Source organism: Pseudovibrio sp. POLY-S9, from assembly GCF_001431305.1.
Classification (GTDB): Bacteria; Pseudomonadota; Alphaproteobacteria; order Rhizobiales; family Stappiaceae; genus Pseudovibrio.
Window position 1 is genome coordinate 22,381 of sequence record NZ_LCWX01000243.1, and the last position, 15,342, is coordinate 37,722.

General features: G+C 49.4%; 15 protein-coding genes. 12 read left to right on the plus strand and 3 right to left on the minus strand.

Annotation, left to right across the window (positions count from 1 at the left end; all coding sequences use genetic code 11):
* The 7 genes from PPL9_RS27235 to PPL9_RS27265 all read left to right on the plus strand — a co-directional run.
* Nucleotides 1-1,465 (plus strand): hypothetical protein (locus tag PPL9_RS27235; protein WP_057465670.1); only part of this gene is annotated, 1,465 nt, incomplete at its 5' end.
* A 108-nt stretch (nt 1,466-1,573) separates the two neighbouring features.
* The gene (locus tag PPL9_RS27240) at nt 1,574-4,180 is read left to right on the plus strand and encodes a hypothetical protein (protein WP_057465671.1); all 2,607 of its coding nucleotides are present in this window, start codon (nt 1,574-1,576) and stop codon (nt 4,178-4,180) included.
* A gap of 59 nt (nt 4,181-4,239) precedes the next feature.
* On the plus strand, nt 4,240-5,739 hold the full coding sequence (locus tag PPL9_RS27245) for a GSCFA domain-containing protein (protein WP_057465672.1): 1,500 nt from the start codon (nt 4,240-4,242) through the stop codon (nt 5,737-5,739).
* Nucleotides 5,740-5,927: 188 nt separating this feature from the next.
* Nucleotides 5,928-6,398, plus strand: a complete 471-nt coding sequence (locus tag PPL9_RS27250) for a lysozyme (protein ID WP_057465673.1) — start codon at nt 5,928-5,930, stop codon at nt 6,396-6,398.
* Complete coding sequence (locus PPL9_RS27255) at nt 6,395-6,829, plus strand: hypothetical protein (protein WP_057465674.1); 435 nt, start codon at nt 6,395-6,397, stop codon at nt 6,827-6,829. The genes PPL9_RS27250 and PPL9_RS27255 overlap by 4 nt, the downstream gene beginning before the upstream one ends.
* A 174-nt stretch (nt 6,830-7,003) precedes the next feature.
* Nucleotides 7,004-7,231, plus strand: a complete 228-nt coding sequence (locus PPL9_RS27260) for a hypothetical protein (RefSeq protein ID WP_057465675.1) — start codon at nt 7,004-7,006, stop codon at nt 7,229-7,231.
* 221 nt (nt 7,232-7,452) lie between these two features.
* Nucleotides 7,453-8,253 carry a DNA adenine methylase gene (locus tag PPL9_RS27265; RefSeq protein ID WP_057465676.1) on the plus strand — a complete coding sequence of 267 codons (801 nt, stop codon included), beginning with the start codon at nt 7,453-7,455 and terminating at the stop codon, nt 8,251-8,253.
* A gap of 41 nt (nt 8,254-8,294) precedes the next feature.
* On the opposite strand, the gene PPL9_RS27270 is transcribed toward PPL9_RS27265, so the two are convergent.
* Together PPL9_RS27270 and PPL9_RS27275 are read right to left on the minus strand one after the other, a co-directional pair.
* Entirely contained in the window at nt 8,295-8,600 is a 306-nt protein-coding gene (locus PPL9_RS27270; protein ID WP_057465677.1) for a hypothetical protein, read from the minus strand.
* Nucleotides 8,601-8,609: 9 nt separating this feature from the next.
* Nucleotides 8,610-9,275, minus strand: a complete 666-nt coding sequence (locus PPL9_RS27275) for an AAA family ATPase (RefSeq protein ID WP_057465678.1) — start codon at nt 9,273-9,275, stop codon at nt 8,610-8,612.
* Between the two features lie 712 nt (nt 9,276-9,987).
* Here PPL9_RS27275 and PPL9_RS27280 point away from each other — a divergent pair.
* From PPL9_RS27280 to PPL9_RS27300, 5 genes are all read left to right on the plus strand, one after another.
* Complete coding sequence (locus PPL9_RS27280) at nt 9,988-10,455, plus strand: curli assembly protein CsgF (RefSeq protein WP_208860170.1); 468 nt, start codon at nt 9,988-9,990, stop codon at nt 10,453-10,455.
* A 15-nt stretch (nt 10,456-10,470) separates the two neighbouring features.
* Nucleotides 10,471-11,421, plus strand: a complete 951-nt coding sequence (locus PPL9_RS27285; RefSeq protein WP_057465680.1) for a CsgG/HfaB family protein — start codon at nt 10,471-10,473, stop codon at nt 11,419-11,421.
* 250 nt (nt 11,422-11,671) lie between these two features.
* Nucleotides 11,672-13,231, plus strand: coding sequence for a curlin (locus PPL9_RS27290; protein ID WP_057465681.1), 1,560 nt, complete (start codon nt 11,672-11,674; stop codon nt 13,229-13,231).
* A gap of 117 nt (nt 13,232-13,348) precedes the next feature.
* Nucleotides 13,349-13,873, plus strand: coding sequence for a curlin repeat-containing protein (locus PPL9_RS27295; protein WP_057465682.1), 525 nt, complete (start codon nt 13,349-13,351; stop codon nt 13,871-13,873).
* A 41-nt stretch (nt 13,874-13,914) separates the two neighbouring features.
* A complete protein-coding gene (locus PPL9_RS27300; protein ID WP_057465818.1) occupies nt 13,915-14,517 on the plus strand; it encodes a curlin in 603 nt (200 codons plus the stop codon).
* A gap of 29 nt (nt 14,518-14,546) precedes the next feature.
* On the opposite strand, the gene PPL9_RS27305 is transcribed toward PPL9_RS27300, so the two are convergent.
* On the minus strand, nt 14,547-15,342 hold a 796-nt coding region (locus PPL9_RS27305), incomplete at its 5' end, for a BadF/BadG/BcrA/BcrD ATPase family protein (RefSeq protein ID WP_082597141.1).

The window sequence follows — 15,342 nt, forward strand, 5'->3', positions numbered from 1 at the left end:
CATGGTGATTGCCTTTAGTGATGGCCGTGTGTCTTCCTGGCAGTCGTTTTTGGTTGATGGCTTAGAGGCTGCATCAAGTGAAGGTGAGATTTCCAATGAAGACTATGAGGGGTTCTTGCGTCTTCACTTGCGTGAAGGAGATACGAACCAGAGCGCCTTTGAGCATTTGGTGGAGGAATTCCCTGAAGTCTATTCTGCGGACTGGCAGGGAGCGGGCGTCAGTCTGATTTCAGCAGAGCTGCGCTGCACCAACGAAGTCTACGCGAAGTTTCCAAATGGGTGGCGGACAGAGGTCGCAGCGATTGCGGACTTATCGCCGGTCTTTGATCAACGCGATCAGGAACAGTCTCTCGATGATCGGGAAACTTGGAAGTACAGCAGCAACGCTGCTCTGGTAATCCAAGATCACCTTAAAGCGCCCTTGGTTGAAAATGGGTTTGCGATCCCGTCAGACCTTCTGGATCTGGATGACTTTGCCGAGGCTGCGGATTCAAGTGGGCTTCAGGTTGCAGGTCCTGAGGATACGGTTCGCGATCAATGGAGCTTGTCTGGATGGGCGCGGTTTGATGAAACCCCAGCTGCCATTTTGCAGCGCATGCTCACATCTTGCGATGGCCGCTTGCGTTTAACTGAGAGAGGCAGGATCGGTTTGTCGGTTGGTGGCTGGCAAGAGCCAACGGTTGTTCTGACTGATGATGACTTGCTGTCTCTGGAAGTCACGCAAGGCAGGTTCGTTTCTGGTACTGGCACTGTCATTAAGAGCCGATATGTGAGCCCATCGCATGGTTACATTGAACAGGATGCTATCGAGTATGAGCACCCCAATGCGGCGAGCTTAGGGCGTGAACCTTCAACGGCTGATTTCCTGATGGCCTCAAACCATGGACAATGCCGACACCTGCAAAAAATCACAGCTGCACGATTGAACTCCGATTACGAAATCAAATGCGTGACAGACATCGGCGGATTGGCGGTTGTTGGAGAGAGGTTTATCAGGCTGCAAAGTGCGCTTGAAGATGTTGATGCTATCTTTGAGGTTGGGAGTGATCTGCAATATCTGATCGATGACAAAGAGAACTTTGTGGGTGTGTCCTTCTCAGCGCGCTCAATCACAAAAGAAAACGTCGAGTATGATGAGGAGATGGATGGTGTTGCTCCTCCTGAGGTTCTGCCTGCTCTGGAAAACGGGATTAACCCAGAGCCCCCAACTTTAACCGTGAGCGGTAGTGACCAGAAAAAGACCTTCACCCTAACAGATAGTGATGCATCATTGTTGCATCAAATCGCTCTTACTGATGTCACAGATGGCGATGAGGAAGTCTCTTACATCTGGCTGGAACCCGGTGATATGAGCGCTCAAAGAACATTGATAAGCGGACATAGTTACGAGGTCCGCGCCAAGTCGCTGACGATCTCAGGCATCTCTTCTTCTTACTCTTCGGTGCAAAGCTTCGATGTGTCCTAGCTAGAGGGTGTGAGAGCCAAGCCGTCAATCGTCTCAACTTCAATTCATCATTGATCTGGCCGGCAAGCATTGTGCGTGTCTGGTTCTCTTCGTTCTGTGAGGTAACCCATGAACCATCCTTATGATCCAGATGTATTTTTGCGCGACAACATTGTGCTGGGAGATTCGGACAGTGGATTCCATGAGATCTCGCTCACGCAACTGCGCCAGTATCTCAAGTGGTTGGAGCGATCTGGTCCTTCTGTTATAGCCACTTCTGAAGAAGAGCTTGCGGATATTCCCGGCGATACCAAAAACAAGAAAGCAGAAGTGCGGGGAGCTGAGAACAAGTCAGAGAACGGCTATTACTCGTGGGATGAAGACACCTTAAAGTGGATTAAGCGAGCGTCTCTCGATCTGACTTTTGGTCAGTTCGTTGACATACACGGGACTTCTCAGGAGATCAGAGCGACCCTGATTGGGTCGATTGAAAGCGGTCATGCTGTTGCAATGGTGGGAACCGCATTGCACACCAATGTAGCTGGTGGAACGTTCATCAAGATTGATGGTGTTCGAGAGGAGATTCTTGGACCATCTGGCGAGGAGCTTGGTGGTGGCTACCTGGTGGCGGGCAAAGCCTTTCTTCTTACTCGAAATGCTGATGGTTCGCTGCGATGCAGCTTTTCTGGAGATGCTGTTGGTGCAGCTCAGCAAGCGGCGACAAGTGCTGCTACAGCAGTTGCCATGCGAGATGAAGTCTTGAGCCTTGCGAATGTCGCACTGACTGGAGGTAGCGCACAGGTACTGTCAACTTTGGCAGCTGCTGAGGTTCTGGATCTTCCTGCCGGTGTGACTGAGTTTTGGGTGAACGGCAATGAGGCGGCTGGTGATGGGGGGCAAGGAGTCGTTGTTTACGATCCAGATAGTTCAGAGTTGCCTAATGCACTATATGCACCTGCCAAAGTGGGGCGGTTCAAAAGAGGGATTGTAGGCGAGATTCGTGCTTCGCAACTGGGTCTAAAAGATCATGCCACCTTGGATCAGAGAGATAAGTTTCAAGACTTTCTGCGGGTTTGCGAAGGCGAGAACATGGCTGCAGTGCATGACCTGGGGACCATTGATTGTGCTGGTGGTACTGTGTTTTGGAATGAGCATGGTAAAGCAGTTGGTGGTGGTACAATCAACGGTTCTACATTGCGAGGTGTAACCCCAAGACAAAACAAAATAACGAACTGCTATTTCACAGCAGGTGATCAGGAGAACTACAACGCCAAGCCGGGAAATCGCTCACGCATGGAGAACATCCATTTGGAAGGAGCCGTGCGTTTCATCAATATCGAAGGTGTGATGGCGATCCATGGATGTACCTTCTTTGCATCGCAAACGCTTGACTACTCCGATATTCCAGATGACTGGATGATTGATAACACTAAGTACGCTTCAATCGAGTACATCGTCGAGATGATGTTCAACAACCATCCGATCATCACCACAACAGCGGTACAAAATGGCCTGTTGGCTAATGGTGTAGATGGCCTTGGAGCTATGCGCGTTTCTCAAGATGGGAACTTGACGTGGATTGGTGGTCGTATGAACACCAATCTTGAAGGCATTCGTTGGGATGGGAATCCGATTGTTGCAGGAACAGGGGCACGTCGAGCGGAGTTACGTGGAATTCACTTTGAAAGTAACCAGCGCTCAGCGATTGTTGTGAAGGCGATTTCTGACCTGAAAGTCGATTGTCATATTCGGGGGAATGGAGACAATTGGGATACAAACTATCCTTTAATTGATATCTCCTCCCTACAAGCCAAACATATTGATATACGCGGGCATATTCGAGGGAAGACAGGTCAGACTGTCGGGATAGGCGTTCGTGCTGAGCGTGTGAAGAACCTGAAAATTGCCGCTGAGTTTGAGGATCTTGCGACGGTTGTTGAGGCACAAGACTTTGTGGAGGGTATCGAGTTTGGTATGGTGACGATCAACAATGTGCCACCCAATACTGCTTTCAGGATTAGTAAGAAAGCAAGGCCATACCTTCCTCATCCATTAGCCGCAAACGCGAACAGCGTTGTTGGGTCCGACAGTCACCTCGACAAATTATCTGAAAGCTTTACGGGAATTCAGATCGATCAAACAAAGTGGCAGCTCAACATAGGGAGTGATCCTCAGACTGAGGCGATACTAAGCAATGCTGCTCTCAAAGTTCATACTGGAGCTGATGTAGATCGCACGATAGAGAAGAATGGAGTTCAGATTGGCAGTGCTTCTATATGGCTCCCGGAGCGAGGTGGGCTGCAAATGGAAGCCACAATTGCTGTTTCGACGAACAACACTTACTGCTTTACAGGTCTTTGTGCTGATCCATCGTTTACCAAAATGTTTTCTGTGAGCGGGTCAGACGTTACGACTGTTGTTAATGAAGCTGTTGGTGTTGTTCACGACTTTGCTTCAGATGGTAAAAACATCTTTGCGTTGTCGGTAAAGGATGGCGTGATCCAATCGATTGATACAGGATTGCAGCTGAACTCGATAAATGATCGGCGTTTCCTGATGGTGATTTCCGAAACTGGTGATGTGACTATGTACATTGACAGTGAGGTGATTGCTGAATTCTCAGAAGCGATCGTTCCTAGTCAGGTGTTCTCGTGTGTTTTTCAGGGCGGATCTGATGGGTTGGACGGTAAAGATCTGTTCCTCAAGCACGTCGCAGTTCAACAATTCTCAGATTGACATGTGTGTGTAACAACACCTAGCGTTGAGTTGGTAATGTTGCAGGCGAGGAGGTCGGAATGCCACTCCATGTAATTTCTGGGCGGGATGCGGTTAACGCGAGAAAGGGAAATCCAGTCTCAAGTTGGCCTGCTAGAGGACGTAACAATAGATTTGAACCTCTTGCTCGCCCGGACATTCAAGCTAGCTTTACATTAGAACCGGGATCTACAATCTTCACGGTTGGTTCATGTTTTGCTCGATACGTTGAGCAGAGATTACTTGAAGAGGGGTTTCGCCTTCCAGCTCGTGATTTGTTTCGGCGTCCAGAGTTCAGAGAATTGCAGTACGCCTCAATAAACAATTTCGGTGCGCCTTCAATTTATAACGAGTTTGCTTGGGCGCTTGATCCTGAACGTTCATACGATCTTGACGCGAACATTTGTGAGGTTGGAGATGATAAGTACATCGACCTGCATGTACTTAATACTATCCGTCCCGCTCCATTAGACGTTGTTGTTTCAAGGCGAACGGCGATTACAGAGACATACAAAACGGTTTGTGAAGCTCAAACTGTGATTATCACACTCGGTCTGTCTGAGGTTTGGTTTGATACTTTGACGAGCACTTACCTTAATGTCGGGCCTTTGCCTCGCATTATGCAACAGTACCCAGACAGGTTTCAGTTGCATGTGCTTAGTTACGCAGAAGTTCTGGAGCACCTTAGTGCAACGATAGAGTTGTTGAATAATCAAGCTCGTAAACCGAACATCCTGCTAACAGTGTCTCCAGTGCCATTACAAGCAACGCATAGAGATATGGATGTCGCTGTTGCCAACACATACTCCAAGTCGGTGTTACGGGCTGTGGCTGAAGAGTTGACGTGTTCTTTTGGTAACGTTTTCTACTACCCTAGCTATGAATCTGTGGTGATCACAGATCGAAAGCTAGCTTGGGAAGATGATCAAATCCATGTCACAAGCGATGTGATCGATCTGCAAGTTGCTCGGATGATCAAGGCCTATGCTCAAAAAGGTGGTGTGGATCTACGAGATAAAGTTCTTGAAAGATTGCAATCTGGGCCTCGACTGCGTGAGGCGACTCGGTTGTTCGAAGATTACCGAGAAATAATCGAAGCAGATGAGGAACTCCTTCGTTGGTATTTGAGGGTTCTTATTCAGCGGGGTGAGCCACAAGTAGCGTTAGACCTTATGTCTGATCTTGAGATTGATGGAAATATCCAGCCTCTAAAAGTTCAAGCACTGCGAAAGTTGAAAGACTTTGATCAAGCAATGATTGTCTTAGAAACATCGTTGCATGCGCGATCCCGCAATCATGCATTATGGCAAGAAGCGCTAGAGACTTACGTTGATCAGAACAGCGTGAAAGAGGCGCTTGAAACTGTCAAGCAGTGGGTGAGTGCTACACCGGGTGCGGCGGGTATGATTTACCGGCGCAGCGGAAAAGCCTTTGAGCGGCTTGATAACGCCTTAGCTTTTGAGATGTACCAAAAATCTTTAGAACGAGATCCAGAAAGTGATCTTACTAAGACTGCTCTGGATAGACTAAATTTTTCATAATTCGGACACTTGTAAGTCTATGCAGCTCTGTTGCTAGTACGCTCCGTTTTCATAGCGAATGCGAGATTTAGTAAGCGTTCACAGTTACAGCTTTCTGCTGAGCGCAATATAGTAAATCCATCCACCATTCCATTGTTTGTATGATCTGCCGCCCTTTTCAGGGCGGCTTTTTTCATGGAGAAATGTCGATGAAAACTACCAAAACACGCCTTGTCGGGGCGTCTGCAGTGCTGCTTGTTTCGTTTGTCGGTGCATGGGAGGGGCTTAGCACTAAGGCATATGAGGATATCGTTGGGGTGCCGACGATCTGCTACGGCGAAACCAAGGGGGTGAAGGTCGGCGACACTGCGTCCAAAGCTGAATGTGATGCCATGCTTGATACTTCTCTCAAAGAGCATGAGGCTGGCATGCGCAAATGCTTGACGCCTCTAGATCAGATACCAATCAAAACCTACCTCGCTATGGTTTCCCTGTCATACAACATTGGCACTGGAGCGTTTTGCAAATCGACAGCTAGGCGGAGGCTGAACTCAGGTGATTGGGTTGGGGCGTGCAAGGCGGCGACTTGGTTTAATCGAGCTGGCGGCCGGAAAGTACAGGGGTTAGTTAATCGTCGACAGGCTGAGTATCGAATGTGCATGCAAGGGGCGCGGGAATGATAGGGCTTATTGGGTCCTTCATCTCTGTTGGTGTTGTTGTACTGATAGCCTATGGCGCTCTTGCTGGGGCTGCTTTGGCTTTTCTTGCCCGCTTCGATCCGCGCACCCCTGATTGGGTTTCCACACTGGTTGCAGTCTCCTTGCTGTGTGTTTCGATCTGGCACTTCTCTGCTCTTCATCATGACCGGGAAGCTGAAGTTGCTCAGCTGCGGGCAGATTTCAAGGCGCTCACTCGAATAACTGCAGCCCATAAAATTATTGCAGAGCAAGCCAATGCCAGCCTGTTGGAGCGCATTCAGCAGATGAGGGGGCTTGAAGAAAAGGTAAGAGATTATGAGCTTGAGTTGGCGAGGGGCTCTGCTGCTGCTTGTCCTTCAGACCCCGCTTACCTTAACCGGATGCGGTCACTTAAATTCCGAAAAGCTTTATAGACTTCCTGATCCTCCACCAGATCTCACAGCCAGTTGTAAAGATCCTGGCATCAGCGGTGACAAAGGGCTGGATGCCATTAGGCATCGTGCAGCCTTGATCGCTTGTGATGCCAAACGCCAAGGGTGGCAGCTCTTTTACGGCAACGTGCAGGACAACTTGAAAGGTGATGCGAAATGACGCCGAAGACTGAATCTGGAGCGCTCACGGGATTAAGCCTGTATGGGGCGCTGGGATATGCAAGCGGTTATCTGGAACCAGCACTTCAACTGTTGTTGTTGATCGCTGTTCTGATTGGTGCAGTTCTTCTTGCATACGGCAGATGGGTAGATGTTCGCAACAAGCGGTTAGCAACCCGCATTAAGTTGCTTCAAATTGAAGAGTTGGAACAAGGCGAGAGTTAATCGAGGCCTGTCCTACATACGTGCACGATCTGAAGCAAAAGGTTCTCTCTGGCTAATCGTCAGGGAGATAGACGTGTTTGCACCACGTCCATCCACGGTCTGTCTGATTGCTCAGTCCGTGAGAGCTTGCATCAATGCTGAAAGGCTCTTCCCTACCTGATACTATATACCCGTTACTCGGCAGGGTTGGGAAAATTGCCAAAGCCTGAAAGCTATCCTCTATGAATTTGTTTGGAGAAGTTGAGCCGGTCAAGGCGGAACCTGTCGCGCCTTACCTTGGAGGTAAAAGCCAGCTTGCCAAGTCGATTGTTGGCAAGATCCAGCAGATTGAACATGTGACGTTTGTTGATGTGTTTTTCGGTATGGGCGGGGTGTTCTTCCGCCGAGTATCTCAGCCGAAAGCTGAGGTAATCAATGATATTAATGCTGAGTTGGTCACACTCTTTCGTGTGCTTAGGAGCCACTCGGAGATATTGCTGCAGGAGCTAAGCTTCATGCTCGCGTCAAGGATTGAGTTTGATGCGCTTAAGAAGGCAGGCACTACCCATATGACGGACATCCAAAGGGCGGCGCGTTTCTACTACTTGCAGCGTTTGTCGTTTGGTGGAAAGTCAACAGGGCGTTCTTTCGGCGTCTCCCCAGATCGCCCATCACGCTTTGATATAAACCAGTTGAGAGAAAACCTGAGGCTGGCTGCATCGAGGCTTAGTTCTGTGACTATCGAGAGCCTAGATTGGCGAGAGGTGATATCTCGCTACGATTCCGCTGGAACGCTCTTCTATCTTGATCCTCCTTATTGGGGAGGTGAGACAGATTATGGGAAGGGTGTTTTTAAGCGAGAGGACTTTGCTGAAATGGCTGAGGTGCTTTCTGAGATAAAGGGTAGGTTTCTGCTCTCGTTAAATGACCGAGAGGAAGTCCGGAAAACCTTTGAAGGCTTCGACTTGGAGCAAGTGCATCTCAATTACTCCATCAGCAAGGAAGCTGGAAAGAAAGTGGCAGAGTTGATTATCTCCAACTAACTCCACCACCCAATCAATATGAGAAACCTTGACGCTCGCAATCATCGATTGCGGGCGTCAAGTTCTTTGTAGGTGGGGATCTTCAATCCATCCTCACGTAACAGGTGGTAGAAGTATTCTTTTTGATCCATGTTCAACTCAGCTGCGCGAGCTTTGAACATGTCAACGATAGGTTGTGGTACCAAAGAAAAGCCGATCCGGCTTCGATCAGCTTTCCGCATAGCCTCTACCTGGGCTTGATGCTCGCTCGCTTTGCCTTCGACCAAGTGAGAGATTGCTGCACGTTTTCCGTCCTCCTCATCTTCCAAGGGAATCATAGAGGGTTTCTGTTTTTTGTATTCAGCCATCTATTAAACCTATGCAGCGCTCTTTACTTTGAATGGTGTTGGGAGCAACTTCTTTGCTCGCAACTCGGTGATGAGGTCGTGTGTAAGTTTCTTTGCACGACCTTGAGGGGATGCGCCAGTGTTCAGGGCGTCTTTAAAGCTGGTGGCATGCCAGAGGATTGTGTCAACGAACTCAAGTTTTCCATAATCCGCAAGCAGTTCATTGACAGAGGCCGTTGCATTAGTTCCTTTGTCAAAATCAACTCTTACTCCAAGAGAAGGGATGTCCCTTCGAATGCTGTTTGCAGTTGCCGACACATACTTGTTTGTTGAGATAGCACCTTGTGCGTCTGCAACAGTGGCCTTGCAGGGGATAAGGACAAGATCACTTTCAATCGTGATAAAGCCTGATATGCGGCTATCAAAACCTGCCGTGTCTACGATGACATAATCGTATTGGTTTCGAAGCTCGCGTAGCAGCTCAGTGATCTCAACATCAGATAGTTCCGAGATGTGATCGATGTGGCCACGTCCCTCAACCTCCTGCTTTGCCCACTTCGTTGCAGTCTCTTGCTTATCTGTGTCTACAAGGATGACGCTTGCACCCTCTGCAGCTAGTGAGCTAGCGCTAGATACGGCAAGCGTAGATTTTCCAGCGCCGCCTTTGCTTTGTAAAATTCCTAGGATATGAGCCATTCCGGTGAAACTCCTAGTGTCTGACAATGAAAGTCTATCGTGCAATGTCGGTCGTTGTACAATGAAACACAGACAATAGACAACTAACGATGGATGTATGTGCTAACTACTTAGATATGGCCTGTCCTACAGGAGCGACTGTGAGATGGTGACTGGTAGGGTTAAGAAAATAGCTTCCGAACCCACCGATTTTAATGGTGACAGCTTCCATTGGTGTGACCGATCGCGATAAATGGGGCGGTCAGATCGTGGGACACCTCTAATTTAACCCATTGATTTGTAAAGAGCGCTATCTGCAATCATGCGGGATACTTAATCGTTGAATGTATTGAGGTTTATGGGTTTTTTGTAGCTCCTCCGGGCCTACCACCTCTCCTATCTTGTTCATTTCCCTTTTAGAACAGCTGCCTTGATGTAACTTGCATTCAAGTTATGCATTTATGCTATCTGCATGATGTAATCGTGTGGGCTCTATTAGAATTGATATTTATGCCACTATGAATCTATAGGTGATATATTCTATCTGGCATCTACTAGGTGAAATTGGTTTAAAGTAATCACTTGGTTCTTACCTTGTTAAAAGAAACTAATACCTCGATATGTCGAGGGATGACACAATAGTATTCCCCAATATACCAAAGCTACATCGATACAACTGACACTTTCTTTCTCAGAAATTTATCGTGAAGTCCTCGTTAGATTAGGGGTTGCTATGAGACTAAATTCTGCTCTCGGGCTTATGCTGGGGTGTGTCCTCAGTGTTGGCTCCTCTCACGCACAACAACTTGTTTATCAGCCGACTAATCCGAGCTTTGGCGGATATGCGGCTAATACTACCCACCTTTTTGCAACGGCGAATGCCCAGAAAACTGCAACTGTCGGAGGAAGCAATAAATATGGTTCCGGGTCTGGTAGCGGTGCTGATGGTTCTGGCAGTAGCCTGGCTGATTTGTTTGTACGCCAGCTGCAGAACCGATTGATTTATGCTCTGGCGGATCAGGTATCCCAGGCGATTTTTGGTGATGATCCGAAAGACAGCGGCACTGTGAGCTTTGGCGACCAGAAGGTTTCGTTTGTTCGCGGCACAGATTCCATTCAGCTGCAGATTATTGATGAAAGCACGGGTGCCATTACCGATATCACGGTTCCTGTCCTGCAGGACGGTACTCCCATAAATTAATGCCAGGTTATTGATATGATGAAGAAATCCATTGTTGTTGCCATGGCGTTGTCGTTGTCTGCCTGCGGGCCGGTAACACGCATGGCATTTAGTCCCGGACCTCAGCTTGCAACGATTTCGGTGCAAGCCAGCAAGCTGAAAAAGCTGCCCGCTCCGAAGGAACCGATTTACGCTGCTGTCTACAGTTATCAGGATCTGACAGGCCAGTATAAGCCGTCTGACAAAGTTCAGACACTGTCACGATCTGTGACGCAGGGTGCTGACACTATGCTGGTTCGTGCGCTTCAGGATGCCGGGGATCGCAAATGGTTCCGCGTGGTTGAAAGGGGCAATCTTGATGCTTTGCTGAAAGAACGCCAGATCGTTACGCAGATCCGCAAAATCTATCTGGGTGAAGACAAAGTTGATCCGAAGGTTCTGCCACCACTGCTTTATGCGGGAGTTCTTTTTGAGGGTGGCGTTGTCGGATATGACAGCAACACCCGAACAGGCGGATTAGGGGCTCGTTATCTGGGCATTGGCGGTAATGCGGATTACCGACAGGATGACGTAACTGTTTCGCTGCGTGCTGTCAGCACACGGACCGGTGAAGTTATGGCCAACGTGATGGTTCAGAAATCCGTTGTCTCTGTCGGGCTGAAAGGCGGCGCGTTCCGCTACATCGCTTTAGATGAAATTTTGGAAGCCGAAGCTGGCATCACCAAGAATGAGCCTGTCACCCTTGCTGTGCAGCAGGCCATTGAGAAGGCGGTTTACTCCATTGTTATGGAAGGGGCACGTGTTGGAGCGTGGAGTTTTGAGAACCCGGCTCAAGCCAATGCTTTGTATCAGGAATACACATCTGAGAAGGCACAGGTCACCCAGCGTGTAAAGGTTAAAAAGGCTCGCCCCCCATCGAATATGGGTCCTTACAGAGGCAGTGTTCCACTGGCACGGTCAAACCTGTGGGCGAATAAGAAATCTTAGGATGTTGCAAAATGTTCAGCAGTTCTAGAACAACATCCATCTTTTTCCTCTTGATCCAAAATTTCTCTAAGCCATTGAAAATAAGTGACTATGAGAAATGGTGGCAAGAGATCTCGGTTACCGTAAAAACGGTAATAGAGGGTGTGCGACCTCGCAAAAACTCACACACCCTCATGTCGCAACGGAGCAAATGTGATTGGTTACAATCTCCTTTGCTCACCCGAACTATTATAGGTGAAGGTTCGTAATTATGAAGCAAATTCTTATTTTGTCATGTTCAGCTTTGGCATTTTCAGTTGCTGCTGCACATGCGGGAGATGGTAATGCATCTTCCCTGAGCCAGGTAAATCTTGCTGGTGCAGGCAACACGGGTACAATCACCCAGATTGGCGACAGCAACGACGCGATTGTAGTGCAGACCAACACTGCAGGTGGTGGTAATAACGCAACTGTGCTGCAAACTGGCAGCAACAACATTGCTGGTAGCAATCGTAGCCCAAGCGGTAAGTACGACGGGCAGATGGTGCAGGATGGCGCTAGCAATACTCTTTCCATCAACCAAGATAACAATCAGATGGTAAGAAATGTTAGTCAGTCTGGTGACCAGAACACTGCAAGTATCTTGCAGCGTGCAAATGGCTCTCCTTCTGATCGTACTCCTGATCATCGTGTCTGGCGTGTAAATCAGACCGGTCAGGCCGGTGCTGTTGCCTTACAGAACAGCCTGACAATTGACCAGCGTGGTGACACCAACGTTGTTGCTAAGGTTAGGCAGGAAAATACCTCTGTAACTGGTGGTGTAAACACTGCTTCAATTCGTCAGCGTGGGGACTTTAACGGCGCTAATATTGATGATGTTCCACCAGATCCAACAGGAACAGGTACTCCTGTTGTTGAAGGTCCATCCCATGGTGCGAAGCTGATTCAGGTTGGTTCTGCCAACGACACATCAGCTCTTCAGAATGGCTCGCGCAACAACTTCTGGCTTGAGTCTAGAGGTGTCGGCAATATGGTTGATCTGGTTCAGGATGCTGGTTCAAATCAGTCCTACACCAAATCTGTCATTGAAGGTGACATGAATGATGCTGGATACCGCCAGACTGGTGACATGCAGGATATTGATGTCAGTCTAAACGGCAGTAACTTTATGATCCGTGCGCGTCAGGCTGGAGACTCCAACACAGTTGATTACGTGGGTGCTGGTACCAACGGCAAAGTTTCCATTCAGCAGTCTGGTGCTGGCAATGCCTTCTCCGGTTATTCATGGGGCGATCGGCAGTATATTGCTGTGAAGCAGTCTGGTGATAACAACGGTGTTTACATCGATGGCTTGAATGGTCCTAATCTCAACAAGTTCTATGTGTTGCAGACGACAAGCGACAACGGCGTAACGGTTGGGGTTGTTGATGGTAGCTACAACCGCCTGCAGTTCATTCAAAAAGGTGGTGATGCCAACAACATCGATTTTGAAGACGTTAATGGTGATCAGAACAAGATCTTCCTCACCCAGAACGGTACCGGCAACTCGATCACCGGTAATGTTGGTAATCGGAATGACGCCTCTACCAGCAATGATAACCACATTCAGGTCGGGCAGATCGGTGATTACAACCAAGCCGGCGTCTCTGTGATGGGAAGCCACAACAGAGCAATGGTTGGCCAGAAGGGTGACTTCAACATTGCTAGTGTCAGCCAGACCGGTGACAGCAACTCTGCAACTATTAACCAGGGTGCTGCCAATGTGGGAGTTCCAGCTATCGTGACTGACAGTTCTGTTCCGTTCAATACTTTGATGGGCTCGAACTGGTAAGTCTTCTTTCCCCGGCCTAAGGGCCGGGGTCTTTTCAGTTTTAGTGACTGAATGTAGAAAAAAAAGAAAATGCTGTGATGTGATGGGAGTGGAGTATTCCACTTCCGGAGCATTGCAATGTTGTTTAGGCGTGTCGGTTTTTTCGTTTTTGGCAGTGTTGTTTGTGGTGCGCTTTCTGGTGTTTCTGCCCAGGAAATAGCTGTTATTCCGCAAGTTGATGTCTCTAGGTATCAGCAGGATGCTTCAACCGCTCAATTACTGGAAAATAAGAGCGCTAAGGTGTTTACGGGCAACATTCCTCAAGTGACTGAAGTTGGTGGGAACACCATCAGTCTTCGGGGGCTGGAAGAGAGTTACGCCACTTTGATCGTTCCTGTGATGCCAGAAACAGTCAGCGGCGTTCCGAACTCTCCGGTTGCCGGGCAGGGGCTCATTATCGGGACTGGGAATACGGTGCTTTATGAGGCTGAGGGAACAGGGAATGGCTTTGGATTTATCCAGTATGGATATGGCAATGCGCTCTCAGGCAGAGCTTATGGGCACGACAACAATGCGCTGGTGGGGCAGTTCGGGAACAATAACCGGGCGCTCTTCAATCAATTTGGAGATGGAAACTCTCTGAGTATCATGCAGGGGCAATAGCCTTCAGTGGGCTCCTCGCTCCGAATTTTCGGGTGATGGATATGTTTAGGAAATTAGCGGGTTTAATTCTGGCATCTGTTTTGATGCCATCTGCGGCTTTTGCAGGTGATGGGAATACGGCTCTCATCCGGCAGGTGGGGGATAATCACGAAGTTCAGGTTTCTCAAAGTGTGAGTGGCAGTGATGTGACCGTCTTGCAGGGGGGAGACACTCTCACTGCAGGCTTGGGTCAACAAGCTTTGCGCGGAACATGGTTTGTCGGCAAGCTGTTGGGTGCCTCAAAAAATACGCTGGATACAGCAGATAATGTTGCTGCGCTTGCCGTGCGCAACAGCTTTCTCGCCCCTTCTGCCGCTGGTGTTGGGAATGAAGCAACCGTTGTGATTTCAGGTGATAATTCAACGGGCAATCTGTTCCAGACGGGTGACGGTAATCAGGGCTCGGTAGAAGTATCCGGCAGCAGTTCCAAGGGCACGTTATGGCAACATGGCAATAACAACGAAGCCGGGCTTGCTGTGACGAGCAACGGGACCAATGTGCTTTACACGCAGCGTGGGAACGGGCTTAAAACTTCAGATGTTGCTGCTGGCAACACGCTTACCGTCTATGCGCCAGGTAATACTGTGATGGTGCATCAGCAGTAGGCTGGGCCATGCTTTAGCAGAGGCGAGCTTCAGGTGTTCAGGGCGTTCTCACGCTCTGCCATTGCCAGGGCACCGCGCAGGGCGTCGTTCTTGGCGGGCACGATGAACTGCTTCAGGTCTGGAGGCAGAAACGAGTCGTAGGCGTGGCTCAGGCCGCCGAGCAAAGCGATGGGGAGTTTGCCGTCATCGCTTAAAAGCCGCAGGGCGGAGGCCACGTAGGTGGTGCCTTCCTCGACAATGTCGAGGGCAAGGCGGCTTTGCTGTTTGGCATAGACGAGGATGATGGGCATGAACTCGCCAAAGTCTTTTGGCTTTGCGGTGCGGGCAAACTCGGAAAGCTTACGCGGATCGTCGTTAAACTGGCGCAAAATGTGTTCCGTTAGCGGACACAGGCTGCGCAGGCCGTCGTGGGCGAGCAAGGCTTCTTCCAGTGCGCGTTCGCCCATTTTCGCACCGCTGCCCTGATCTCCGCAATGGAAGCCCCAGCCGCCAAGGTAATAGTGCTTTTCGCCTTTGCGGGCCATAAAGTTGGACCCTGTGCCGAGGATGCCGATGACACCGTCGTCAGAATCATGAGCGCCTTCCAATGCGATCAGGCTGTCGGAGACGACCTGAACGGCGGCGAACGGCAGGTTTTCGGCAAGGCCAATGGGGTCGTTGTGGGCGTTGGCGCCTGCCAGCCCCAGTACTGCAAATGTCTGTTGTAAGGCTTCTTCGGTTAGTCCTGCGTCCTTGCAGGCCTCTTTGGCGGCATGGAGAATGGAGCTGAGGCTCTGGGTTGGGTCGCTGTAGATGTTGGCTGATCCGGCTTTGCCGCGTCCCAGC

Bases quoted from the DNA above. Each gene is read 5' to 3' on its own strand.
- PPL9_RS27240 (WP_057465671.1), top strand. From the start codon at position 1,574: ATGAACCATCCTTATGATCCAGATGTATTTTTGCGCGACAACATTGTG.
- PPL9_RS27245 (WP_057465672.1), top strand. From the start codon at position 4,240: ATGCCACTCCATGTAATTTCTGGGCGGGATGCGGTTAACGCGAGAAAG.
- PPL9_RS27250 (WP_057465673.1), top strand. From the start codon at position 5,928: ATGAAAACTACCAAAACACGCCTTGTCGGGGCGTCTGCAGTGCTGCTT.
- PPL9_RS27255 (WP_057465674.1), top strand. From the start codon at position 6,395: ATGATAGGGCTTATTGGGTCCTTCATCTCTGTTGGTGTTGTTGTACTG.
- PPL9_RS27260 (WP_057465675.1), top strand. From the start codon at position 7,004: ATGACGCCGAAGACTGAATCTGGAGCGCTCACGGGATTAAGCCTGTAT.
- PPL9_RS27265 (WP_057465676.1), top strand. From the start codon at position 7,453: ATGAATTTGTTTGGAGAAGTTGAGCCGGTCAAGGCGGAACCTGTCGCG.
- PPL9_RS27270 (WP_057465677.1), bottom strand. From the start codon at position 8,600: ATGGCTGAATACAAAAAACAGAAACCCTCTATGATTCCCTTGGAAGAT.
- PPL9_RS27275 (WP_057465678.1), bottom strand. From the start codon at position 9,275: ATGGCTCATATCCTAGGAATTTTACAAAGCAAAGGCGGCGCTGGAAAA.
- PPL9_RS27280 (WP_208860170.1), top strand. From the start codon at position 9,988: ATGAGACTAAATTCTGCTCTCGGGCTTATGCTGGGGTGTGTCCTCAGT.
- PPL9_RS27285 (WP_057465680.1), top strand. From the start codon at position 10,471: ATGATGAAGAAATCCATTGTTGTTGCCATGGCGTTGTCGTTGTCTGCC.
- PPL9_RS27290 (WP_057465681.1), top strand. From the start codon at position 11,672: ATGAAGCAAATTCTTATTTTGTCATGTTCAGCTTTGGCATTTTCAGTT.
- PPL9_RS27295 (WP_057465682.1), top strand. From the start codon at position 13,349: ATGTTGTTTAGGCGTGTCGGTTTTTTCGTTTTTGGCAGTGTTGTTTGT.
- PPL9_RS27300 (WP_057465818.1), top strand. From the start codon at position 13,915: ATGTTTAGGAAATTAGCGGGTTTAATTCTGGCATCTGTTTTGATGCCA.